Source organism: Pseudomonas sp. MG-9 (assembly GCF_018729515.1).
In the GTDB taxonomy this organism is placed as follows: domain Bacteria; phylum Pseudomonadota; class Gammaproteobacteria; order Pseudomonadales; family Pseudomonadaceae; genus Aquipseudomonas; species Aquipseudomonas serboccidentalis.
Genome location: NZ_JAHHZH010000012.1, coordinates 21,549 through 43,915, shown reverse-complemented (window position 1 = coordinate 43,915; position 22,367 = coordinate 21,549). Strand labels below are relative to the sequence as shown.

Annotated in this window: 19 protein-coding genes and 1 pseudogene; 12 read left to right on the top strand and 8 right to left on the bottom strand. The window is 61.8% G+C overall.

Features of this window, described 5'->3' with window-relative positions; all coding sequences use genetic code 11:
• Window positions 1-18: 18 nt before the first annotated feature.
• From KKQ10_RS26030 to secA, 4 genes are all read right to left on the bottom strand, one after another.
• A complete protein-coding gene (locus KKQ10_RS26030; RefSeq protein ID WP_215502740.1) occupies window positions 19-966 on the bottom strand; it encodes a Nudix family hydrolase in 948 nt (315 codons plus the stop codon).
• Window positions 963-1,595 carry a glutathione S-transferase family protein gene (locus tag KKQ10_RS26025; protein WP_127648383.1) on the bottom strand — a complete coding sequence of 211 codons (633 nt, stop codon included), beginning with the start codon at window positions 1,593-1,595 and terminating at the stop codon, window positions 963-965. The genes KKQ10_RS26030 and KKQ10_RS26025 overlap by 4 nt, the downstream gene beginning before the upstream one ends.
• A gap of 181 nt (window positions 1,596-1,776) precedes the next feature.
• The gene (gene argJ, locus KKQ10_RS26020) at window positions 1,777-2,994 is read right to left on the bottom strand and encodes a bifunctional glutamate N-acetyltransferase/amino-acid acetyltransferase ArgJ (protein WP_047296069.1); all 1,218 of its coding nucleotides are present in this window, start codon (window positions 2,992-2,994) and stop codon (window positions 1,777-1,779) included.
• A 135-nt stretch (window positions 2,995-3,129) separates the two neighbouring features.
• Window positions 3,130-5,865 (bottom strand): preprotein translocase subunit SecA, encoded by a 2,736-nt coding sequence (gene secA / locus KKQ10_RS26015; protein ID WP_127648381.1) that lies wholly within the window; start codon window positions 5,863-5,865, stop codon window positions 3,130-3,132.
• 307 nt (window positions 5,866-6,172) lie between these two features.
• Between secA and KKQ10_RS26010 the strand changes: the two genes are divergently transcribed.
• On the top strand, window positions 6,173-6,628 hold the full coding sequence (locus tag KKQ10_RS26010) for a DUF721 domain-containing protein (RefSeq protein ID WP_127648380.1): 456 nt from the start codon (window positions 6,173-6,175) through the stop codon (window positions 6,626-6,628).
• 90 nt (window positions 6,629-6,718) lie between these two features.
• Here KKQ10_RS26010 and KKQ10_RS26005 read toward each other — a convergent pair whose 3' ends face one another.
• Complete coding sequence (locus tag KKQ10_RS26005) at window positions 6,719-8,206, bottom strand: helicase HerA-like domain-containing protein (protein WP_215502739.1); 1,488 nt, start codon at window positions 8,204-8,206, stop codon at window positions 6,719-6,721.
• Window positions 8,207-8,393: 187 nt separating this feature from the next.
• On the opposite strand from KKQ10_RS26005, the pseudogene KKQ10_RS28875 reads away from it, so the two are divergent.
• The 5 genes and pseudogenes from KKQ10_RS28875 to gpgF all read left to right on the top strand — a co-directional run.
• Window positions 8,394-9,425: pseudogene (locus KKQ10_RS28875) on the top strand (cache domain-containing protein); the annotation flags it as partial.
• A 93-nt stretch (window positions 9,426-9,518) separates the two neighbouring features.
• The gene (locus KKQ10_RS28870) at window positions 9,519-10,283 is read left to right on the top strand and encodes a methyl-accepting chemotaxis protein (RefSeq protein WP_371043227.1); all 765 of its coding nucleotides are present in this window, start codon (window positions 9,519-9,521) and stop codon (window positions 10,281-10,283) included.
• 174 nt (window positions 10,284-10,457) lie between these two features.
• Window positions 10,458-11,570 (top strand): N-acetylglucosaminyl phosphatidylglycerol synthase, encoded by a 1,113-nt coding sequence (gpgS, locus tag KKQ10_RS25995; protein WP_127648423.1) that lies wholly within the window; start codon window positions 10,458-10,460, stop codon window positions 11,568-11,570.
• Window positions 11,563-12,339 carry an N-acetylglucosaminyl phosphatidylglycerol deacetylase gene (gene gpgD, locus KKQ10_RS25990; protein WP_215502736.1) on the top strand — a complete coding sequence of 259 codons (777 nt, stop codon included), beginning with the start codon at window positions 11,563-11,565 and terminating at the stop codon, window positions 12,337-12,339. The genes gpgS and gpgD overlap by 8 nt, the downstream gene beginning before the upstream one ends.
• A complete protein-coding gene (gpgF, locus tag KKQ10_RS25985; RefSeq protein WP_215502735.1) occupies window positions 12,336-13,331 on the top strand; it encodes a glucosaminyl phosphatidylglycerol flippase in 996 nt (331 codons plus the stop codon). The genes gpgD and gpgF overlap by 4 nt, the downstream gene beginning before the upstream one ends.
• Window positions 13,332-13,403: 72 nt before the next feature.
• On the opposite strand, the gene KKQ10_RS25980 is transcribed toward gpgF, so the two are convergent.
• Together KKQ10_RS25980 and purU are read right to left on the bottom strand one after the other, a co-directional pair.
• Entirely contained in the window at window positions 13,404-13,580 is a 177-nt protein-coding gene (locus KKQ10_RS25980) for a hypothetical protein (RefSeq protein WP_215502734.1), read from the bottom strand.
• 88 nt (window positions 13,581-13,668) lie between these two features.
• Complete coding sequence (purU, locus tag KKQ10_RS25975) at window positions 13,669-14,517, bottom strand: formyltetrahydrofolate deformylase (RefSeq protein WP_025112763.1); 849 nt, start codon at window positions 14,515-14,517, stop codon at window positions 13,669-13,671.
• A 333-nt stretch (window positions 14,518-14,850) separates the two neighbouring features.
• Between purU and mvaT the strand changes: the two genes are divergently transcribed.
• The gene (mvaT, locus tag KKQ10_RS25970) at window positions 14,851-15,228 is read left to right on the top strand and encodes a histone-like nucleoid-structuring protein MvaT (protein WP_003227581.1); all 378 of its coding nucleotides are present in this window, start codon (window positions 14,851-14,853) and stop codon (window positions 15,226-15,228) included.
• Between the two features lie 103 nt (window positions 15,229-15,331).
• Here mvaT and sbcB read toward each other — a convergent pair whose 3' ends face one another.
• A complete protein-coding gene (gene sbcB / locus KKQ10_RS25965) occupies window positions 15,332-16,762 on the bottom strand; it encodes an exodeoxyribonuclease I (RefSeq protein ID WP_215502733.1) in 1,431 nt (476 codons plus the stop codon).
• Between the two features lie 181 nt (window positions 16,763-16,943).
• On the opposite strand from sbcB, the gene KKQ10_RS25960 reads away from it, so the two are divergent.
• Genes KKQ10_RS25960 through KKQ10_RS25940 form a run of 5 tightly spaced genes read left to right on the top strand, consistent with a single transcriptional unit; the run spans window position 16,944 to window position 22,335 of the window.
• Entirely contained in the window at window positions 16,944-17,669 is a 726-nt protein-coding gene (locus tag KKQ10_RS25960; protein WP_215502732.1) for an RDD family protein, read from the top strand.
• Window positions 17,666-18,643, top strand: a complete 978-nt coding sequence (locus tag KKQ10_RS25955; RefSeq protein WP_215502731.1) for a stage II sporulation protein M — start codon at window positions 17,666-17,668, stop codon at window positions 18,641-18,643. Before KKQ10_RS25960 ends, KKQ10_RS25955 begins: the two co-directional genes overlap by 4 nt.
• Complete coding sequence (locus KKQ10_RS25950; RefSeq protein WP_215502730.1) at window positions 18,630-20,177, top strand: DUF4129 domain-containing protein; 1,548 nt, start codon at window positions 18,630-18,632, stop codon at window positions 20,175-20,177. Before KKQ10_RS25955 ends, KKQ10_RS25950 begins: the two co-directional genes overlap by 14 nt.
• Window positions 20,174-21,337, top strand: coding sequence for a DUF4350 domain-containing protein (locus KKQ10_RS25945; RefSeq protein WP_215502729.1), 1,164 nt, complete (start codon window positions 20,174-20,176; stop codon window positions 21,335-21,337). The genes KKQ10_RS25950 and KKQ10_RS25945 overlap by 4 nt, the downstream gene beginning before the upstream one ends.
• Window positions 21,334-22,335 carry an AAA family ATPase gene (locus KKQ10_RS25940; protein WP_215502728.1) on the top strand — a complete coding sequence of 334 codons (1,002 nt, stop codon included), beginning with the start codon at window positions 21,334-21,336 and terminating at the stop codon, window positions 22,333-22,335. Before KKQ10_RS25945 ends, KKQ10_RS25940 begins: the two co-directional genes overlap by 4 nt.
• The last annotated feature ends 32 nt before the right edge of the window (window positions 22,336-22,367 follow it).

The following is a 22,367-nucleotide window of genomic DNA, read 5'->3' as shown; positions in this document are numbered from 1 at the left end:
CGATGAGGCCGGTAGCCGTTAAACAGAATCAGGCCAGAACGCCCGAATCCCCGCCACACCCTGAGCCCCAACGCCCCAGGCCTTGTCCCGCTCCGCCGGGCCTACCCCGCCGAGCAGGAACACCGGCTTGCTGAAGCCCTCGATCAACGTCGATGCCTGCTCCCAGCCCAACGGCTGCGCGTCCGGATGCGTCAGCGTCGGCTGCACCGGCGACAGCGTGACGAAATCCACGCCCATCTGCTCCGCCAACGCCAATTCCTCAGCGTTATGGCACGAAGCCGCCAGCCAGCGCTCCGCCGGCAATGGCCGCCCCGCTTCGGCGTATTTGCGCAATTGCGCGGCGGTGATGTGCCAGCCGGCAGACGGGAAATCGCCGAGCCATTCGAACGGTCCCTTGATCATCAACTGCGCCTTGCCGGCACACAGACCTGCCGCATCCACCGCCAGATCACGGTATTTGGGGTCATAGCCGTTCGGCGCGCGCAGCTGGATCAACTTGATCCCGCCGGCAATCGCCTTCTGGATGCCGCGCAGCAAGGCTGGTGCTTCCAGATCTTCAGGTGTGATCAGGTATTCGCCGGGCAAACGCGCCGCCGCAACGATCGGCTGGTTGGCGGCCGGAAACTCGTAACGGGTCAGTTCTTTCGCGCTAACCCAGGCCAATGGCTGGCCTTCGGCGCCGTGCGGTTCACCGCTGAAGCTCGACACTTCCCAGACATCCAGCAACACCTGCTTGTCCGGGTAATCGTGACGCACCTTGATCAGCGGGCGAGCAGCGCCAACGACGATGCCCAACTCTTCGTGCAGCTCGCGAGCCAATGCGCGTTCGACTGATTCGTCAGCCTCGACCTTGCCGCCGGGAAACTCCCACAGGCCACCCTGATGCTGGGTGTCGGCACGGCGGGCGATCAGGATCTTGCCACTGTCGTCACGGATGACGGCGGCGGCGACGTGTACGCGTTTCACGGGGTCAACTCCTCCAGTCCAGCCTTTTGCCACGCCTTGAAGGCGGGCCATTGGTAGATGGTTTCAACATAAGCTTGATCGACGGCCGGCAACGGTACCTGATAGGTACGCAGACGCACGGCAATCGGCGCGAAGAACGCATCGGCCAGGCTCACCCGGCCAAACAGATAGGGCCCGGGCTCGGTGGCAGCGGTACGGCATTCAGCCCACAGTGCGAGCATGCGCTCGATATCGACCTTCACCTCCGGCGGCACCGGGTTGAGCGGTGCGTCGTGGCTCAGGTTGAACGGCATGTGATTGCGCATGGCGAAAAAGCCACTGTGCATCTGCGCGCAGGCGGAACGGGCCTGGGCGCGAGCAAAAAGATCGCTAGGCCAAAGCTGTTCGGACGGGAACTGTTCGGCGAGGTATTCGGCAATCGCCAGAGAATCGGCAATGGTGCCGCGGGACGTTTGCAGCAACGGCACCTTGGCGGTCGGCGAATGCTTGAGCAGCCGCTCGCGGGTGTCGGGCTTGCCGAGCGTGATCAGCTCTTCGGTATAGGGTGCGCCGGTCAGCTCGACGGCCAGTGCGGCACGCAGCGACCAGGAGGAAAGCAGTTTGTCGCCGATGATCAGGTGCAGGGACATGGTGTGGCGCCTTTTCGTCAGTGGAAAGCTTCAAGACTTTTGGTGTCAATACCTGCGCCTTCGCGGGCAAGCCCGCTCCCACAGGGTTTCGAGGTGTACTCAGAATTGGAATTACACACCGACCACTGTGGGAGCGGGCTCGCCCGCGAAGAGGCCGGCAGCCCACCCTCACCCTTTTGGATCAGGTGCGGTACTCGGCGTTGATCTTCACGTATTCATGCGACAGGTCGGTGGTCCAGATGGTTTCGCTGCAATCGCCGCGACCCAACTCAATGCGGATGGTGATTTCTTCCTGCTGCATCACCGCCGAGCCCTGTGCTTCAGTGTAGGTCTCGGCACGGGCGCCACGGCTGGCGATGCACACGTCGCCGAGGAACACGTCGATCTTGCTCACGTCCAGGTTCGGCACGCCGGCACGGCCGACAGCGGCCAGGATACGGCCCCAGTTCGGGTCGGAGGCGAACAATGCCGTCTTGATCAGCGGCGAGTGCGCCACGGTGTAGCCGACATCCAGGCATTCCTGATGGTTGCCGCCGCCGTTGACTTCAACGGTGACGAACTTGGTCGCGCCTTCGCCGTCACGCACGATGGCCTGGGCCACGTCCATGCACACTTCGAACACCGCTTGCTTGAGTTTGGCGAACAGCTCGCCTTCAGCGCGGGTGATTTCCGGCAGGGCTGCCTTGCCGGTGGCGATCAACATGCAGCAGTCGTTGGTCGAGGTGTCGCCGTCGATGGTGATGCGGTTGAACGACTTGTTGGCGCCGTCGAGCATCAGGTTATGCAGCACGTCGCGGGAGACTTTGGCGTCGGTGGCGATGTAACCGAGCATGGTCGCCATGTTCGGACGGATCATGCCCGCGCCTTTGCTGATGCCGGTGACGGTGATGGTCACGCCGTCATGCTGGAACTGGCGGCTGGCACCCTTGGGCAGGGTGTCGGTGGTCATGATGCCGGTGGCGGCGGCTTCCCAGTTGTTTTCCGACAGATCGTCCAGCGCCGCTTGCAGTGCGCCTTCGATCTTCTCGACCGGCAGTGGCTCACCGATCACGCCGGTGGAGTACGGCAGGATCTGGCTGGCGTCGACGCCCGTCAGTTCGGCCAGTTTCGCGGTGGTGCGCTCGGCAGCGGCCAGGCCCGGCTCACCGGTACCGGCGTTGGCGTTGCCGGTGTTGGTCAGCAGATAACGCACAGCGTTCTGCACGCGTTTTTTCGCCAGGATCACCGGCGCGGCACAGAAGGCGTTCAACGTGAAGACACCGGCCACGGTCGAACCTTCGGCACAGCGCATCACTACCACATCCTTGCGCCCGGGGCGCTTGATGCCGGCCGAGGCGATACCGAGTTCAAAACCGGCAACCGGGTGCAACGTTGGCAAAGGACCAAGACCAACAGCCATGAATGCGCTCCTTACTCAATGATGTCAGCACCGCGCTGCTGTTTTTGACGACCAGAAGGCGGTGGATTAAATGGCAAAACGCCGCGACGGCAGGAGCCGGTCGCGGCGCGGGTATTTCAGCGATTGAAACGGGGTTTACTGGATCTGCCCGTGGCAATGCTTGAATTTCTTGCCCGAACCGCAGTAGCACAATTCGTTGCGGCCCAGCTTCTGCTCGTTGCGAACCGGCGCGGCGGCGAGGGCTACATCGACCTCTTCACCCAGTGCTTCCGGCTGCTCCAGACCTGGGGCCTCGGCGTGTTCGAACTGCATGCGGGCGGCCAGTGCTTCGGCTTCCTCACGCAGGCGTTGCTCTTCGGCCTCCGGATCTTCGCGGCGCACCTGAACGTGCGACAGCACACGGATCGAGTCGCGCTTGATCGAATCCAGCAGTTCGGAGAACAGCGTGAACGACTCGCGCTTGTATTCCTGCTTCGGGTTCTTCTGGGCGTAGCCACGCAGGTGGATACCGTGACGCAGGTGATCCATGGTCGACAGGTGGTCTTTCCACAGGTCATCCAGTACGCGCAGAACGATTTGTTTCTCGAAGGAGCGCAGTGCTTCGGCACCGGCCTGGTCTTCTTTCTCGTTGTACGCCGCCATCAGCTCGACCATCAGCTTCTCGCGCAGGGTCTCTTCGTACAGGTGATCGTCTTCGTCGAGCCATTGCTGGATCGGCAGCTTCACCCCGAAGTCGCTCGCCAGCGAAGCTTCCAGACCGGCCACGTCCCACTGCTCTGGCAGCGATTGCGGCGGAATGTGTGCGCTGACGGTGGCGTTGAGCACGTCCTGACGGAAGTCGGCGATGGTTTCACCGATGTTGTCCGCGGCCAGCAACGTGTTACGCATGTGATAGATCACTTTACGCTGTTCGTTGTTGACGTCGTCGAACTCGAGCAGTTGCTTGCGAATGTCGAAGTTGCGACCTTCCACCTTGCGCTGCGCCTTCTCGATCGCGTTGGTCACCATGCGGTGCTCGATCGCTTCGCCCGGCTGCATGCCCAGGGCTTTCATGAAGTTCTTCACCCGATCAGAGGCAAAGATGCGCATCAGGCTGTCTTCCAGCGACAGGTAGAAGCGGCTGGAACCGGCATCGCCTTGACGGCCGGCACGGCCACGCAGCTGGTTGTCGATACGACGCGATTCGTGACGCTCGGACGCGATCACCTGCAGACCGCCGGACTCCAGCACTTGCTGGTGACGCTTCTGCCAGTCGGCCTTGATCTGGGCGATCTGCTCGGGGCTCGGGTTTTCCAGTGCCGCGACTTCCACTTCCCAGTTGCCGCCCAGCAGGATGTCGGTACCGCGACCGGCCATGTTGGTGGCGATGGTCAGGGCGCCCGGACGACCGGCCTGCGCAATGATTTCAGCTTCTTTTTCGTGGAACTTGGCGTTCAGGACCTTGTGCTCGATGCCTTCCTTGTTGAGCAGGTTGGAAACGTGCTCGGAAGTCTCGATGGTCGCAGTACCCACCAGGATCGGACGGCCCTGGGCCATGCCTTCCTTGATGTCGTTGATGATCGCCGCGTATTTCTCTTCGGCGGTCAGGAACACCAGGTCGTTGTAGTCTTTACGCGCCAACGGCTTGTTCGGCGGAATGACCATGACCTGCAGGCCATAGATCTGGTGGAATTCGAACGCTTCGGTGTCCGCGGTACCGGTCATGCCGGACAGCTTGGTGTACAGACGGAAGTAGTTCTGGAACGTGGTCGAGGCCAGGGTCTGGCTCTCGGCCTGGATGTTCAGACCTTCCTTGGCTTCGATGGCCTGGTGCAGGCCTTCGGACAGACGGCGGCCCGGCATGGTACGGCCGGTGTGTTCGTCGACCAGGACGACCTGACCGTCCTGCACGATGTATTCGACGTTGCGGTGGAACAGTTTGTGCGCACGCAGCCCCGAATAGACGTGGGTCAGCAGGCCCAGGTTATGTGCCGAGTACAGGCTCTCGCCTTCGGCCAGCAGGCCGACGCCGGTGAGCATTTCTTCGATGTACTGGTGACCGGCTTCGTTGAGCTCGACCTGACGGGTCTTCTCGTCGATGGTGTAGTGACCGGCCTTGGTGACCTCGCCTTCGACTTCTTCCACGTGCAGTTCCAGCTGCGGGATCAGTTTGTTGATCTCCATGTACAGCTTGGAACTGTCCTCGGCCTGACCGGAAATGATCAGCGGGGTACGGGCTTCGTCGATGAGGATGGAGTCGACTTCGTCGATCACGGCAAAATTGAGTTCGCGCTGGAATTTCTCTTCCATGCTGAACGCCATGTTGTCGCGCAGGTAGTCAAACCCGAATTCGTTGTTGGTGCCGTAGGTGATGTCGGCAGCATAGGCGGCGCGCTTCTCTTCCGGCGGCTGGAACGGCGTCACGACGCCGACGGTCAGGCCGAGGAATTCGTAGAGCGGGCGCATCCAGTTGGCGTCACGGCGGGCCAGGTAGTCGTTCACGGTTACAACGTGCACGCCCTTGCCGGACAGCGCGTTGAGGTAAACGCCCAGGGTTGCCACGAGGGTTTTACCCTCACCGGTACGCATTTCGGCAATCATGCCTTCATGCAAGGTCATGCCGCCGATCAACTGAACGTCGAAGTGGCGCATGCCCATGACACGCTTGCCGGCTTCACGGGCGACCGCGAAGGCTTCAGGCAACAGCTTGTCGAGGGATTCCCCTTTGGCGATACGGGCCTTGAACTCGTTGGTCTTGGCACGCAATTGATCGTCCGAAAGGGCCACCATTTGCTCTTCGAAGGCATTGACGAGCTGCACCGTCTTGAGCATGCGTTTGACTTCACGCTCGTTCTTGCTTCCAAAAAGTTTCTTTAACAAAGGCGCAAACATATCGGCAGGATCTTCCACACTAAAGGGATGGAGGGCGGCCCCGTGAGTCGCCCGTGCAGCCCTCATGGCCGCATGCGAACGAGCATTCTACCCGGAAACGGTGGTGAGGAAAGTGGCGATCTTCCACGATGCTGGCACTGCGCTTTGACGGGGCTCACTTAAAATAGGGGCGTTTTGCTCAACTTCAACCCATGCAGGAAAGAAGTTAGTCGTTGATTTAATGGGTAAAGCAGGGACAAAAGCAATGGGCGAGTGAAACTGGTGCTTTCTGCTACCATGGCGTTTCTGTTACTTCAGGTGTTCGATCATGGCATTTCGCCCTCTTACGGCCAGAGCACCCGCCGTTCTGCTTCGCGAAGCCAAGCCGCTCAAAGCCATCCTCGGCCATGCCCAACGCCTGGGGCATCTGCAACGCCTGCTCGAAAGCCAGCTGCAACCGGCCGCCCGCGCACATTGCCATGTGGCCAAGTGGCGCGAAGGCGAACTGTCGCTGGTGGTCACGGACGGCCATTGGGCCACGCGCCTGCGCTACCAACAAAAACGCCTGCAGCGGCAACTGCAGCTGTTCGAAGAATTTGCCAACCTGACGCGGATCAAGTTCACCGTGCGGCCACCGATCGTGCAGCACGGGGCTGTCGGGCACACGATGGATCTGTCGAGCGATGCGGCGGCGACCATTCAGTCCACAGCCGACGGGATCAGTGATCCGAATCTGCGCGCGGCGCTGGAGCGTCTGGCGGCGCACGCCAAAGACAAAGCCTGACAGCAAGATCAAAGGATCGCAGCCTGCGGCAGCTCCTACAGTTGGATTGCAATTCTCTGTAGGCGCTGCCGCAGGCTGCGATCTGTGCTTTTAACGGCGTTTACTGCCACCGAGCAACGAGCCCATCAGGCCGCGCACCAGTTGTTTGCCGAGATTATTGGCAGCCTGGCGCATGGCTGACTTCAGCGCTTGCCCCGCCGCCGTCCCCAGGAACTCTCCGGCACGATCGGCAAGGCTCGGCTCTTCAGGCGCTGGTTTGCCCACTGGGGCTTCAGCCTCCGGTGCCAAGCCTTTGCGGCCCATCAGGATTTCATACGCCGACTCACGATCGATCGGCTTGTCATACCGCCCCTTGAATGGCGAACCACCGATCAGCACCGTGCGCTCGGTTTCGCTCAACGGCCCGATCCGCGATTGCGGCGGCGCCACCAGCACGCGCTGGACCATCTCCGGCGTGCCCTTTTCCTGCAACGTACCGACCAACGCCTCGCCGATGCCCAATTCCGTCAGCACCGACAAGGTGTCGAACCCCGGATTCGGCCGGAAGCCATCGGCCACCGCCCGCAGGGATTTCTGTTCCTTGGCGGTAAACGCGCGCAAGCCGTGCTGGATCCGCAGGCCAAGCTGCGCCAGCACGTCGTCCGGCAAGTCGCCCGGCGACTGGGTGACGAAATACACCCCCACGCCTTTCGAGCGGATCAGCCGCACCACTTGTTCCAGCCGTTCCTGCAACGCCTTGGGCGTATCGCCGAACAGTAAATGGGCTTCATCGAAGAACAGCGCCAGCAACGGTTTGTCGGCATCGCCACGCTCCGGCAACTGCTCGAACAGCTCGGCCAACAGCCACAGCAGGAACGTCGCATAGACCTTCGGTGCTTCGTGAACCAGACGACTGGCATCCAGTAGATGAATGCGCCCACGGCCGTCAGCCGCTGGTTGCAGAATGTCTTCGAGTTGCAGCGCCGGTTCGCCGAACAAGGCTTCAGCGCCCTGCTGTTCCAGAGTCGCCAGCCGGCGCAACAACGCCTGACTGGAACCGGTGGTCATCAGCGCGGCGTCTTCGCCGAGCAATTGCGGGTTGTCCTTGAGGTGATTGAGCAGCGCCTTGAGGTCTTTCAGGTCCAGCAGCAACAGACCTTCGCGGTCCGCCACTTTAAAAGCCGCGTACAGCGCCGACTGCTGACTGTCGGTCAGTTCCAGCAGACTGCCGATCAACAACGGGCCCATTTCACTCAGGGTGGTGCGCAACGGATGACCTGATTCGCCGTGAATGTCCCACAGCGTTACCGGATAAGCCTGCGGTTTGTAGTCAAGCCAGGGCATCCCGGCGATGCGCTCGGCGACCTTGCCCTGCGGATTGCCGGCGGCACCGAGGCCGCACAGGTCACCTTTGATGTCGGCGGCGAACACCGCCACCCCCGCGTCACTGAAAGCCTCGGCGAGGCGCTGCAAGGTCACCGTCTTGCCGGTCCCGGTCGCACCGGCGATCAGCCCGTGTCGGTTCGCCAGGCGCATGGCCTGAGCAATCGATTGCCCCGCCAGATCGGCGCCAATAACGAGTTGCGATGTGTCAGGCATTTTGTCACCTATGGTTAATCTTTAATTCGCGATGGCCGATAAACAAGGCGAGTACCCGGCCGAAAGGTCGAGTCGGACATTTCCCTAAGGAGAGACGGAAATATCAGTTGGTTTTCACCCTTGCCCATATTGCGCGTCCTTATAAAAGCACGCCCAGGACATTAAGACCTTAGCGGAACCCCAAGCCATGAACAAAAATCTGCGCTTCAGTCATAAAATTTTGCTTGCCGCCGCCCTCATCGTCATCGCCGCTTTCGCCTCGTTCACCCTGTACAACGACTGGCTGCAACGCAACGCGATCCGCGATGACCTGAACAACTATCTCAACGAGATGGGCGAGGTGACTTCAGACAACATCCAGACCTGGCTCAACGGGCGCATTCTACTGATCGAGAACGCCTCCCAGAATATCGCCATCAATCCGGAACCTGCCAACGTCGCCAGCCTGCTGGAACAGAAATCCCTGACTTCGACGTTCATGGCCACCTACCTGGGCGATGCCACCGGTCACTTCACCATCCGCCCGGACGTGAAGATGCCGGACGGTTTCGATCCACGGGTTCGTCCTTGGTACAAAGGCGCCGAGAGCAGCAGCACTTCGACCTTGACCGAACCGTACATCGACGCCGCCACCGGCCAGTTGATCATTTCCATCGCCACCGCCTCGAAAAAAGCCGGTCAGAGCGTGGGCGTGGTCGGCGGCGACCTGAGCCTGCAATCGCTGGTCGACACCCTCGCCGCCCGGGATTTCGACGGCATGGGTTATGTGTTCCTGGTCAGCGCCGACGGCAAGATCCTCGTGCACCCGGACAAGGCGCTGGTGATGAAGTCGCTGAAAGAAGCCTATCCGCAGGACACCCCGCGCATCAGCACCGACTTCAGTGAAATCACCGTCGATGGCAAAACCCGCATCGTCACCTTCGCGCCGATCAAAGGCCTGCCGTCGGTCAACTGGTACATCGGGCTGTCGGTCGACAAGGACAAAGCTTTCACGATGCTCAGCCAGTTCCGTACCTCGGCGGTCATCGCTACGGTGATCGCGGTGGTGATCATCATCGCGCTGCTGGGCATGCTGATTCGCCTGCTGATCCAGCCACTGCACGTCATGACCCGCGCCATGGAAGACATCGCCGACGGCGAAGGCGACCTGACCAAGCGCCTGACCATCGTCAATCACGATGAATTTGGTGTGCTGGGTACCGCATTCAACCGTTTCGTCGAGCGTATTCACGGTTCGATCCGCGAAGTGTCGTCGGCCACCGGGCAAGTCAACGAAGTCGCCCTGCGCGTGGTCGCAGCGTCCAACTCGTCGATGTACAACTCCGATCAGCAAGCCTCGCGCACCAGCAGCGTCGCCGCCGCGATCAATCAACTGGGCGCCGCCGCTCAGGAAATCGCCCGCAACGCCGCGCAAGCCTCGAACCAGGCCAGTGATGCCCGCGGCCTCGCCGAAGACGGCCAGCAAGTGGTGGATCGCAGCATCAAGGCGATGAATCAACTGTCGAGCATGCTCAGCGCTTCCAGCAGCAACATCGAGTCGCTGAACAGCAAAACCGTGAACATCGGGCAGATTCTGGAAGTGATCACCAGCATCTCCCAGCAAACCAATCTGCTGGCGCTCAACGCCGCCATTGAAGCGGCGCGTGCCGGTGAGGCTGGCCGTGGTTTCGCGGTGGTGGCCGATGAAGTGCGCAACCTGGCGCACCGCACCCAGGAATCGGCGCAGCAAGTGCAGACCATGATCGAGGAGCTGCAAGTCGGCGCCCGTGAATCGGTAAGCACCATGAGTGACAGCCAGCGCCACAGCCAGGACAGCGTGGAAATCGCCAACCTCGCCGGCGAACGCCTGAACAGCGTGACCCAGCGCATCGGCGAGATCGACGGGATGAACCAGTCGGTGGCGACCGCCACCGAGGAACAGACGGCAGTGGTCGAGTCGATCAACGTCGACATCACCGAGATCAACACGCTGAACCAGGAAGGCGTCGAGAACCTGCAAGCGACCTTGCGCGCCTGTTCGGATCTGGAGCAACAGGCTTCACGTCTGAAGCAGCTGGTAGGCAGTTTCCGCATCTAAGATCAAAAGATCGCAGCCTGCGGCAGCTCCTACAGGGTGAACAAAAATCCCGTGTAGGAGCTGCCGCAGGCTGCGATCTTTATGCCCTTGAGACCCACCGCCAACTCCCGACCGAACATCTATTCTGGATAAAGGTCAACCAAGGGAGTGCAACGCAGCGGAGGGTTGATTACTGTGCATATCGCCGACATCACCATGTTTTACGCCCCGGCCAGCGGTGGCGTACGCACGTACCTGGACGCCAAGCACCGCCGCTTGGGCGTCAAACCGGGAATTCGCCACAGCCTGCTGATCCCCGGCGCGCATCTGGGCGAACATGACGGCGTCTACACGGTGCCCGCCCCTGCCCTGCCCTTCGGCAAAGGCTATCGCTTCCCGCTGCGCCTCGCGCCATGGCGCAATGTCCTGCAGGATTTGCAGCCGGATCTGATCGAAGTCGGCGATCCGTACCTCACCGCCTGGGCGGCGCTCGATGCGCGGCGCCAACTGGACGTGCCGGTGATCGGCTTTTACCACTCGGACCTGCCGCTGCTGGTCGGCAATCGCATGGGCCATTGGGTCACGCCGAATATCGAGGCGTACGTCACCAAACTCTACGGCAACTTCGACCGGGTGCTGGCGCCCAGCCAGGTCATGGCCGACAAACTCACGGGCCTGGGGGTGCGCAACGTCTACGTGCAACCACTGGGCGTGGACCTGCAAACCTTTCACCCTGACGCCCGCGATAACGGCCTGCGCGCGGAACTGGGAATTACCGAGGACACTCGCCTGCTGATTTTTGCCGGGCGCGGCTCCAAGGAAAAGAACCTGCCAATCCTGCTCAAGTGCATGCAACGCCTCGGCCCGCGCTATCACCTGCTGCTGGTCGGCTCGTCGATGCCTGCCGTGGTCCCGGACAATGTCAGCGTCATCGACTCATTCTGCCCGGCGCCCACCGTGGCCCGGTTGATGGCCAGCGCTGATGCCCTGCTGCATGCCGGTGATCAGGAAACCTTCGGCCTGGTGATTCTTGAAGCCATGGCCTGCGGGATTCCGGTCGTCGCGGTGGCGGCCGGGGCGTTCGAGGAAATCATCAACGAAGATTGCGGCTTGCTGTGTCTGCCGAACAACCCGCAGGCCATGGCCAATGCGGTGCGCGAACTGTTCAGCCGTGGTTGCGTGAAACTCGGCCGCCAGGCGCGGCAACATGTCGAACAGCATTACGCCTGGGACACGGTGGTCGACAGTCTGCTCAGTCATTATCACGCGGTCCTCGGCCACTCGCTGCCAAGGGTGGCCAATGGCTGATCGGCTGAACTGTCGCGCCGTACTGCTGGTGCTGCATGACGTAGCGCCGTCGACGTGGGCGGATTATCGACCGTTTGTCGAAGCGGTCGATGCGATCGGCGGCGTCCCGATGACCTGGCTGGTGGTTCCGGACTTCCATGGGCACGACGCACTTGCCAACCACCCGGCGTTTTGCCGAATGCTCGGCGAGCGGCTTGCCCGTGGCGATGAGCTAGCCTTGCACGGCTATTACCATGAGGACCGCGAGCCAGCCCCAACCACGCCCCGGGACTGGTTCATGCGCCGGATCTACACCCACGAAGGCGAGTTTTATCGTTTGCCCCACGCCGCCGCCCTGGCTCGCCTGCGCGCCGGCATCGAGCTGTTCCAGCGCAATGACTGGCCGTTGCACGGTTTCGTCGCCCCGGCCTGGCTGATGAGCGAGGGCACGCGCCAGGCCCTTCGCGAGCTGCCATTGTGCTACACCAGCGACCCGCAGCATCTTTATCAATTACCGGATTTCACCCCCATCGACACCCCGGGCCTGGTCTGGAGCGCTCGCAGTGCCTGGCGCCGAGGCCTGTCAAAAATCGTCAGTGACCAACGCGAACAGCACTGGCGCGACGCCCCGGTGATTCGTCTAGGCTTGCACCCGGTAGACATGCGCCACGCGTTCGCGCGTGATTACTGGCTACACACCCTTGAACGACTGCTGGCGGAAGGACGCAAGCCCATGAGCAAAATCGACTGGCTGATTCATCAACGCGAGCGAACGGGACGCGCGGCATGAGTCGCGGCATTGTGCTGTTGATCGGCCTGCTCGCCGCCGTCCTGATTCCGGTGCTGCTCGGCGGCGGTGAAATCGGCGCGCGGCTGCAGAGCTTTCCGCTGCAATGGCTGCTGATCATGTTCGGCATGATCCTGCTTTGCTGGGGCATCAATACCCTGCGCCTGCGACTGCTGCTGGGCGATCAGCGGGAGCGGGTCACGCCGCTGAAAAGCCTGGGCGTGGTCATGGCCGCAGAGTTTGCCTACTGCGCCACCCCCGGCGGCAGTGGCGGGCCGCTGACAATCATGGCGTTACTCGCCCGCTGCGGCGTGCGCCCGGCCCGGGGCAGCGCAGTGTTTGCCATGGATCAGTTGAGTGATCTGCTGTTCTTTCTCTGCGCCCTGAGCGGCATTCTGATTTACGCGTTGTTTCAGCACCTCAGCGACCGCCTGGAGTGGTTGCTGATGGTCAGTGCGGTGTCGCTGTTCGGCGGGCTATTGAGTTGCGTGCTGCTGGCGCGCTACCACCGCCGCCTGATCCGCCTGAGCGGGCGCCTGCTCGCCCGCCTGAACGTGCAACCCGCCACTCGCCGGCGCTGGGCGCGCAAGCTGCTGCATTTTCTCGACGCGTTTATCGACACGCTCAAGTTGCCGTGGCAGACCCTGGTCAAAGTCTTCGCCCTGACCTGCATGCACTGGCTGCTGCGCTACAGCGTGTTGTACCTGGCCTTGCGCGGGTTGGGCGCGGACCTGCAATGGGCCTGGAGTTTTCTGGTGCAGATGCTGTCATTGGGCGCCGGCCAAATGAGCCTGTTGCCCGGTGGCGCAGGCGCGGCGGAACTGACTTCGGCGGCGCTGCTGGCGCCGATGGTCGGCAAATCCACCGCGGCGGCGGCGATTCTGATCTGGCGGGTGGTGACGTTCTACTTCTATCTGCTGGTGGGCGGCCCGGTGTTTCTATTGATGCTGGGACGGCCATTGCTCAAGAAACTGCTGAAGATTCGACAAGCCTGAAGATCGCAGCCTGCGGCAGCGCCTACAGGGGATCGCCATTCAATGTAGGCGCTGCCGCAGGCTGCGATCTTTTCAGGCCGACTCACTGTCCTCATCCGGTTCGGGCTTCACCTGCTCCCACAACTCCGCCGCCCCGGGAAACTCGGTGCCGTCTTCCGGGCTCAGGTCATCCGGGTCGTAGCGGCACAGACAGCCCTCCCCCAGAGTCGCAGGCGCTTTCGAAGTGGCTTTGTCCAGTGGATCACTCACGGGCAGTTCCTCAAGGGCTGAAACGAAAAAAGGGCCTGGAACGATTGAACGCCCAGGCCCTTCATTATTCAAGCATGCGTGGGTTCGATCAGAACACCACGGTCTTGTTACCGTGCACCAGCACGCGGTCTTCGAGGTGATAACGCAGGCCCCGGGCCAGCACCATCTTCTCGACGTCACGGCCGAAACGCACCATGTCTTCGATGCTGTCGCTGTGGCTGACACGCACCACGTCCTGCTCGATGATCGGACCGGCGTCCAGCTCTTCGGTGACGTAGTGGCAGGTCGCGCCGATCAGTTTCACGCCGCGCAACGACGCCTGATGGTACGGCTTGGCGCCGACGAACGACGGCAGGAAGCTGTGGTGAATGTTGATCACCTTGTGCGCGTACTCACGGCACAGCGACGGTGGCAGGATCTGCATGTAGCGCGCCAGCACCACCACTTCGGCATCGTGCTGTTTGACCAGACGCGACACTTCGGCGAATGCCGGTTCCTTGTCCTGCGGATTGACCGGGACATGGTAATAAGGAATGCCGTGCCACTCGACCATGCTGCGCAGGTCATTGTGGTTGGAAATCACGCAGGAGATTTCGCAATCGAGCTCATCGCTGTGCCAGCGGTGCAGCAAGTCGGCCAGGCAGTGAGATTCGCGGCTGGCCATCAGCACTACGCGCTTCTTCTGCTCGGTGTCGGTGATGCGCCAGTCCATCGAGAACTCTTCGGCGATCGGCGCAAACTTCTCGCGCAACACTTCAATACCGAACGGCAGCGAATCGGCACGAATTTCGTGACGCATGAAGAACCAGCCGTTCTGATTGTCCGAATGGTGGCTCGCTTCGGTGATCCAGCCGTTGTGGGATGCCAGAAAGTTACTGACTTTGGCAACGATGCCAACGCGGTCAGGGCAGGAAATCACCAACCGAAAGGTGCGCATGGGGGGAAACTCCAGAACTTCGCAAAGGCGGGCATTCTAGCGACTGCGCGCGGAAACTGCAGTATTGATGACCCTGTCCGCGGAAAACGAGCGGTTCAGGCTTTCTCGGCGCTGCGCGCACGAAGGGAATGACGCGCCTGCAGCATTGTTCAGGTGGGTAATTGTGAATATTCGTGATGACTGCATCACATTATTTAACAGCGCATTCAATTTACCGGTTATTTCACGCAACTAATTCAAATAAAAAAACCGCTTAAATGTTTACTTGATGAAACAGCCTGACTATTATTGCGGCACTGTCCCTGCCATTCAACACCTCATAAGGTAGTTATCATGTCCTTGATCAACGAATATCGTGCCACTGAAGAAGCAATCAAAGAGCTGCAAGCCCGTTTGAAGAACCTGTCGCAAGACGACAAATTGCAAGCCGAGCTGGAATTCGAAGGCAAACTGCGCACCCTGATGGGCGAATATTCCAAGTCCCTGCGCGACATCATCGCCCTGCTGGATCCAGAATCGAAAACCAAAGGCACCCGTGGCGCCGCAGTAAAAACTACCGGCACCAAGCGCGCACGCAAAGTTAAACAATACAAAAACCCGCACAACGGCGAAGTCATCGAAACCAAAGGTGGCAACCACAAGACTCTGAAAGAGTGGAAAGCCAAGTGGGGCGGTGACGTGGTTGAAGGCTGGGCTACCCTGCTGGGCTAAGCCGCAACGCCGGTCGCCGATTGCTTCTGCGACCCATGAAAAACGCCAGCATACGCTGGCGTTTTTTTATGCGCGGCCTTTCATGGACACACTATGTTCGATTTCAAAGATTCAAACGTTTGCGCAATGCCTCGACATAATTCTGCCACTCATTGAGCACTTGATTCTGTAGCGGCGTAGCACTAAGCGCCCATTGCTGCGCGGCTTCGGCAAATGATCTCAGGGTATTAGGTGCGCCCATTTGCGGCTCGGACAAACGCTGCTGGCAGAATATTCTCCAGCGCTCTTGCTCTGCAGAATTCAACGTCTCGGGAAAGTTGCGTGCGCGATATCGAAAGAGCAATTCAGGCAGACGTTCATCATCGAACGGCCAGTGTTCTTGCGCTAACTGCGCCGGATCCGCCGTCCTCACTTGCTCGCATAGACGCCGATCGCGATCACCGATAAATCCATCGTACAACTGCTGTTCCGGGTCTTCACTCGGGGTGAAGTCTTCGCTGGCATACATTGCCGTAACTTTATCTTTCCAAACTTGTTGTGCGTCACTTAGCCGCAGCGCACGCGCCTGATAGAGCGCCATGTCCAACCCAAGGCGCTGCTGATCGTCGGCACGCAATACCGACAACGGCGCCACCACCGGGCAGCGATTGATGTGAATCAGCTTGAGCGGCACCGGCAGTTCACCCTCGGCCAACGCGTCGCGGCGGGTGTAAAGACGCTGACGCAGGGTATCGGCGTCCAGATCCAGCAAGCCTTGCGGGTCGAGGTGCAGGTCACAGACGATCAAGGCATTGCGATTACGCGGATGCCAGGCCAATGGCAGCACCACACCGACATAATGCCGGGCCGCCGAAAAGCGTCCAGAGATATGCACCATCGGCTGCAGCAGGCGAATCTGATCCATGACCTTCTGCTTGCTGCGCAGTTGAAACAGCCAGTCATACAACTTCGGCTGTTTCTCGCGGATCAACCGCGCCAGGGCGATGGTTGCGCGCACATCCGACAGCGCTTCGTGGGCATGCCCATGGTCGATGTTGTTGGCGGCCGTCAGGCGTTCGAGTTTGAGGGTGACCTTGCCTTCGTCATCGGTCGGCCAGACCAGACCGTCGGGGCGCAACGCATAGGCGGCGCGCACCACATCGATCAGATCCCAGCGACTGTTGCCGCCCTGCCACTCGCGGGCGTACGGGTCGAAGAAGTTGCGGTAGAGGCTGTAGCGGGTCATCTCGTCGTCGAACCGCAGGGTGTTGTAACCCGCGCCGCAGGTGCCGGGCGCTGCCAGTTGCGTGTGCACCCGGGTCATGAAGTCGGCTTCGCTCAGGCCCTGCTCGGCGAGACGGCTCGGGGTGATGCCGGTAATTGCACACGCAGCGGGATGCGGCAGAATGTCTTCGCTGGGCTGGCAGTAGAGGTTGACCGGTTCGTCGATTTCATTGAGATCGTGATCGGTGCGAATCCCGGCCACCTGCAGCGGACGATCGTTGCGGGGATTGATGCCGGTGGTTTCGTAGTCGTACCAAAAGATTGAAGTCACGGGCGGTTCCTGAACTGAAGATCGGCGAAGTCTAGGCGTTGAACCGCCATCGCGGCCAGCGCTCTGTCATTCAACCACCGTGCGCCACACGATGTGCAATACATAGTTATGTCGTTTTCCCCCAAGAGGCTGCTAGCATCGGACAGACTTCGCATCCCGATCCGGCCCCATCAGGTAGCCCATGCTCGAGAACACAGCAGCGCCACGGAAAGCACCGCTGAACCCGCCACTCGATACCCGCTATCAAGTGGAAACCCCGGAAGGCATCGACCTGCCGTTGCGCCCGGCCGGTCTGATGGTGCGCACCCTGGCCTTCGGCATCGACCTGGGCATTCGCGGCGCCCTCCTCGGCGTGCTGTTCCTGGCACTGGCGTTTCTCGGCAAGCTCGGCATGGGCCTGGGGTCGCTGCTGCTGTTTGGCGTCAGCTGGTGGTACATGGTGCTGTTCGAAGTGCTGCATCAGGGCCGTTCGCCGGGCAAGCAATGGATGGGCCTGCGGGTGATCCACGATAACGGCACACCCATCGGCTGGTCGGCCTCGCTGCTGCGCAACCTGTTGCGCTTTGTCGATCTGCTGCCGTTCGGCTACTTCCTTGGCGCCATCAGTTGCCTGCAACACCCGACCTTCAAGCGCCTGGGCGACATTGCCGCCGGCACCCTGGTGGTCTACAGCGAACGCACCCTGCTCCGCCCGCAATTACCCGACGCCCAGCCGCGCAGCGCGCCCGTGCCGCTCAATCTCAGCGAACAACGCGCGCTGCTTGCCTTCGCCGAGCGCCAGGCTGAACTGTCGCCCGCGCGGGTCAATGAGCTGGCGGCCCTGCTGGCCCGGCCGCTGCACATCCCGGCGCCCAAAGCGGTCAGCGAACTCAACGGCATCGCCCGCGGCTTGTTGGGTCCGACATGAAACAGAGTCTTTTCGAAGCCCGCCACAAGGCCGAATGGGAGCGTTACACGCTGGCCCTCGAACGCCTCGAACGCGGCAAGGACACTTCTCAGGTGGCCAGTTTCCCCAAGGCTTACCGGCGCGTGTGCCAGCATCTGGCGCTGGCGCAGGAGCGCGGCTACAGCAGTTTTCTGATTGACTCGCTGCAGCAACAGGTGTTGCGCGGCCATCAGCAGTTGTATCAGCACCGCAGTCGTTTCGGCGCCAACTTGCTGGGTTTCATCCTCGCCGACTTCCCCCGACTGGTGCGCGCCGAATGGCCGTTCGTGCTGGCTGCCGGCCTGCTGTTTTTCGGCAGCCTGATCGGTTTTGCGCTGCTGGTATATGCCTATCCCGAGCTAATCTACAACCTGATCCCCGCCGAACAGGTGCGCGAGATGCAGAGCCTCTACGATCCGGTGGCCGGGCACCTCGGGCGCTCGGCCGAACGCGCCGCCAGTGAAGACTGGGTGATGTTCGGATACTACGTGATGCACAACATCGGCATCGCTTTCCAGACCTTCGCCAGTGGCTTGCTGCTGGGGGTGGGCAGTGCGTTTTTCCTGTTCTACAACGGCTTGGTCATCGGAGCGGTGGCCGGACACCTGACCGAGATCGGGTTTGGTCAGACGTTCTGGTCGTTCGTGATCGGCCACGGCGCTTTTGAACTGACTGCCATTGCCCTGGCTGGAGCGGCAGGCCTCAAACTGGGCTGGGCAGTGGTCGCACCGGGGCGTCTGACGCGTGGCGAGGCACTGGTGGAAGCCGCGCGCAAGAGCGTGCTGCTGGTGTGCGGGGTCATGCTGTTGCTGTTGATCGCCGCTTTCGTCGAGGCGTACTGGTCATCAAAAACCAGCGTTACCCCGTTGACCAAATACCTGGTCGGCGCGGCGTTGTGGGCGGCGGTGGCGGCGTACTTGCTGTGCGCCGGAAGGACACGCCATGCGCCTGAGTGACGCCACCGTAGCCATCCGCCCGCGCAGCACCTGGGAAGCCATGGACCTGGGCGTCCTCATGAGTCAGCAGCACCGGCGTCTGCTGATGACCAGTTGGGCCATCGTCACCCTGCCGCTGTTCGCCTTGCTCACGTTGTTGCTGTGGGATTCGCCATCGCTGGCGGTGTTCATTTTCTGGTGGCTGAAACCGGCTTACGAACGCCTGCCGCTGTACATCCTGTCCAAGGCCCTGTTCGGCGAAACACCGACCCTGAAACAGGCTCTGCGCGAATTTCCTCGGTTGCTCAAACCGCAACTGCTGGCCAGCCTGACCTGGCGCCGCCTGAGCCTGAGCCGCAGTTTTCTGCTGCCGGTGTTGCAGCTTGAAGGCCTCGACGGTGCGGCCCGCCAGCAACGTTTGCAGGTGTTGTTGCAACGCAATGCCGGCGCCGCACAATGGCTGACGATCATCGGCATGCACCTGGAGACCGCGCTGTGGATCGGCCTGATGGTACTGTTCTACATGCTGCTGCCGCAGCCGATCGAAACCGACTGGGACTGGCAATCGTTGATCCTCGACGCCGATCACCCTTGGCGCTGGCTGGAGCACCTGACCAATACCTTTTATGCGCTGGTGCTGGTGATCTGGGAGCCGGTGTATGTCGCCTGCGGTTTCAGCCTGTATCTGAACCGGCGCACCACCCTGGAAGCGTGGGACATCGAGCTGGTGTTTCGCCGTTTGCGCCAGCGTCTGAACAGCAGCACTTTGGGTTTGCTGCTGGCCGTCTGCCTTTTGTTACCAGCAGTGCCACCCGTATGGGCCGCGGCCGATCCCGCCAGCGCGCCGCAGGCGCCACGCCTGCTGCACCAACCGCTGACCAGCCAGGCCGCGCACGACAGCATCAAGGCGTTGCTGGAACAACCACCGTTCAAGAACAAGGAAAGCGTGACCCGTTATCGCTTTGGCGACGACCCGGCCCCCCCCGCCGAGGCCAGGCCCGGTGAGGCGCCGCAGTGGCTGAAAACCCTGCTCGGCTGGCTCGACAGTCAACGCTTCAATGCGCTGGGCACCCTGATTGAAGTGCTGTTGTGGGGGGCATTGATCGCCGCTATCGGCTGGCTGATCTGGCGCTACCGCGAGTTCCTGCGCACCTTCGTCAGTCGCCGGGCGAAGCTGCCCGCCCGCGTCAGGCACCCCACGCCGCAGCAAGCATTCGGCCTGGATCTGGACCCGCAAACCCTGCCCGATGACATCGCCGCCAGTGCCGAACAACTCTGGCACAGCCAGCCACGCGCCGCGCTGGGCCTGCTCTATCGCGGCTTGCTCAGCCGCCTGCTGCATGACTTCGAGCTGACCTTGAAACCTGCCGACACCGAGCATCAGGTGCTGCTGCGGGTCGAGCAGTTGCAGCGCCCGGAACTGCTGAGTTTCAGCCGCACCCTGACGCTGCACTGGCAGAACATGGCCTACGGGCATCGTGTGCCGGCGGCGCATCTGCAACAGGAACTGTGTAACGGCTGGCGTGCCCTGTTCGGCCCGGGAGTGCGCGTTTGAACCGGCGCAACGTGTGGCTGATCGGCGGGCTGATTGTCGCCCTGCTCGCAGCGTTGAGCTTCTATCTGTACCTCAAGGCCAGGCCCTATCAGGAAGTGATCGATCACGGCCCTTCGCCCCAGGCCCAGGCCAATCCCTATCTGGCGGCGGAAATGTTCCTGCGCGAGCGCGGTCTCAAGGTCGGCCATGCCGAAACGCTGGCGGTGCTGCCCGACATCGATCCGCGTCGGCACACCCTGCTGTTGTTCAGCGAGCGCTCGCGGATGCCCCCGCGCCAGGTCGATCAGGTGCTGAACTGGGCACGCGCCGGCGGGCGCCTGGTGTTCGTCGCCGAAGCGCTGTGGGATAAACAGGCCGGACAGAGCGATGACCTGTTGCTGGACCGGGTGCAACTGCACCAGTCCCTGAGCAAGAATCTCAAGGAGCCGCCGGCAGAACTGGCCGATGACCCGTACCCGAACCTGACCAAGCTGTACCTGGAGGACGAGGACGCTCCCGCCTACGCCGGTTTCGACACCGCGTTTCATCTGGATGACCCGAAGAATCTCGCGCAAGCCTGGGCCAACAGCGCCAAGGCCACGCACATGATGCAACTGGCCTACGGCCTCGGCTCGATTACCGTGGTCACCGATGCCGAGTTGTGGAAGACCCCCGCCATCAGCAAACACGACAACGCCTGGCTGCTCTGGTATCTGAGCGCCGACACCGACGTCACGCTGCTTTTCAACACGGCACACGACGGCCTGCCGACCCTGCTCTGGCGCTATTTCCCACAAGCCATCGTTGCTCTGCTGGCGCTGATCGGCCTGGGCTTGTGGCACGTCGGTGCGCGCCATGGGCCACTGCTCGCGCCCGCCCCACGGGCTCGCCGCCAGTTGCAGGAACACCTGCGCGCCAGTGCCGATTTCATCCTGCGCCACAACGGCCAGCACACACTGTTGCAAGCCCTGCAACAGGACGTACTGCGCCGCGCCCGACGCCGCCATCCCGGCTTCGACCAATTGAACGTGGCCGAGCAATGGCTGGTGCTGTCGCGCCTGACCCGACAGCCGACCCGCGCCATCAGCCAGGCCCTGAGCCCGGTGCCGAAACAGCGCATGAGCAGCGCTGATTTCAGCCGCCAGGTGGCCCACCTGCAAACCTTGAGGAACACGCTATGAGTGAACAGATCGAGCCCGGCAGCGCCAGCCACGCCGCCCAGCAACGCCAGCGTGCCAGCCAGCTGGCGCAAGCGGTGCGCGGCGAATTGCAGAAGGCCCTGATCGGCCAGAACGGCGTGATCGACGACGTGCTGACCGCGTTGATTGCCGGCGGCCACGTGCTGCTCGAAGGCGTCCCCGGACTGGGCAAGACCTTGCTGGTGCGGGCGCTGGCGCGGTGCTTCGGCGGCGAGTTCGCGCGCATCCAGTTCACCCCGGACCTGATGCCCAGCGACGTCACCGGCCACGCGGTGTACGACCTGCACACCGAGCAGTTCAAGCTGCGCAAGGGGCCGCTGTTCACCAACCTGCTGCTGGCCGACGAGATCAACCGCGCACCGGCGAAGACCCAGGCGGCGCTGCTCGAAGCGATGCAGGAACGCCAGGTCACCCTCGAAGGCCGGGCGCTGCCCATCGCCCAGCCATTCATGGTGCTCGCCACGCAAAACCCGATCGAACAGGAAGGCACTTACCCGCTGCCGGAAGCCGAACTCGACCGCTTCATGCTCAAGGTGCGCATGGACTACCCGGATGCCGAGCAGGAGCTGCACATGGTGCGTCAGGTCAGCCGCTCGACCCGCGCCGACATGCTCGATGTGCAGCCGCTGCGCACGGTCCTGCAAGCCAAGGATGTACAGGCCTTGCAACGCATCGCCAGTGACCTGCCGCTGGACGATCAGGTGCTCGATTACGCCGTGCGCCTGGCGCGCAGCACCCGCACCTGGCCGGGACTGACCCTCGGCGCCGGGCCGCGTGCCTCCATCGCCCTGGTGCGTTGCGCCCGCGCCCGGGCGTTGCTGCGTGGCGGCGAGTTCGTGATTCCCGATGACATCAAGGGCTGCGCGCTCTCGGTGTTGCGTCATCGGGTGCGGGTGGCACCGGAGCTGGACATCGAAGGTCTGCAGGTCGATCAGGTGCTGCAGCAACTGCTCGACCAAGTGCCGGCGCCGCGCCTATGAGAATTCAGGAAAAATCAAAAGATCGCAGCCTT

Excerpts from the sequence above, each read along its gene's own strand:
- KKQ10_RS26025 (WP_127648383.1), bottom strand. The coding sequence starts at position 1,595 with ATGTCCCTGCACCTGATCATCGGCGACAAACTGCTTTCCTCCTGGTCG.
- argJ (WP_047296069.1), bottom strand. The coding sequence starts at position 2,994 with ATGGCTGTTGGTCTTGGTCCTTTGCCAACGTTGCACCCGGTTGCCGGT.
- secA (WP_127648381.1), bottom strand. The coding sequence starts at position 5,865 with ATGTTTGCGCCTTTGTTAAAGAAACTTTTTGGAAGCAAGAACGAGCGT.
- KKQ10_RS26010 (WP_127648380.1), top strand. The coding sequence starts at position 6,173 with ATGGCATTTCGCCCTCTTACGGCCAGAGCACCCGCCGTTCTGCTTCGC.
- KKQ10_RS26005 (WP_215502739.1), bottom strand. The coding sequence starts at position 8,206 with ATGCCTGACACATCGCAACTCGTTATTGGCGCCGATCTGGCGGGGCAA.
- KKQ10_RS28870 (WP_371043227.1), top strand. The coding sequence starts at position 9,519 with ATGTACAACTCCGATCAGCAAGCCTCGCGCACCAGCAGCGTCGCCGCC.
- gpgD (WP_215502736.1), top strand. The coding sequence starts at position 11,563 with ATGGCTGATCGGCTGAACTGTCGCGCCGTACTGCTGGTGCTGCATGAC.
- gpgF (WP_215502735.1), top strand. The coding sequence starts at position 12,336 with ATGAGTCGCGGCATTGTGCTGTTGATCGGCCTGCTCGCCGCCGTCCTG.
- purU (WP_025112763.1), bottom strand. The coding sequence starts at position 14,517 with ATGCGCACCTTTCGGTTGGTGATTTCCTGCCCTGACCGCGTTGGCATC.
- mvaT (WP_003227581.1), top strand. The coding sequence starts at position 14,851 with ATGTCCTTGATCAACGAATATCGTGCCACTGAAGAAGCAATCAAAGAG.
- KKQ10_RS25960 (WP_215502732.1), top strand. The coding sequence starts at position 16,944 with ATGCTCGAGAACACAGCAGCGCCACGGAAAGCACCGCTGAACCCGCCA.
- KKQ10_RS25955 (WP_215502731.1), top strand. The coding sequence starts at position 17,666 with ATGAAACAGAGTCTTTTCGAAGCCCGCCACAAGGCCGAATGGGAGCGT.
- KKQ10_RS25950 (WP_215502730.1), top strand. The coding sequence starts at position 18,630 with ATGCGCCTGAGTGACGCCACCGTAGCCATCCGCCCGCGCAGCACCTGG.
- KKQ10_RS25940 (WP_215502728.1), top strand. The coding sequence starts at position 21,334 with ATGAGTGAACAGATCGAGCCCGGCAGCGCCAGCCACGCCGCCCAGCAA.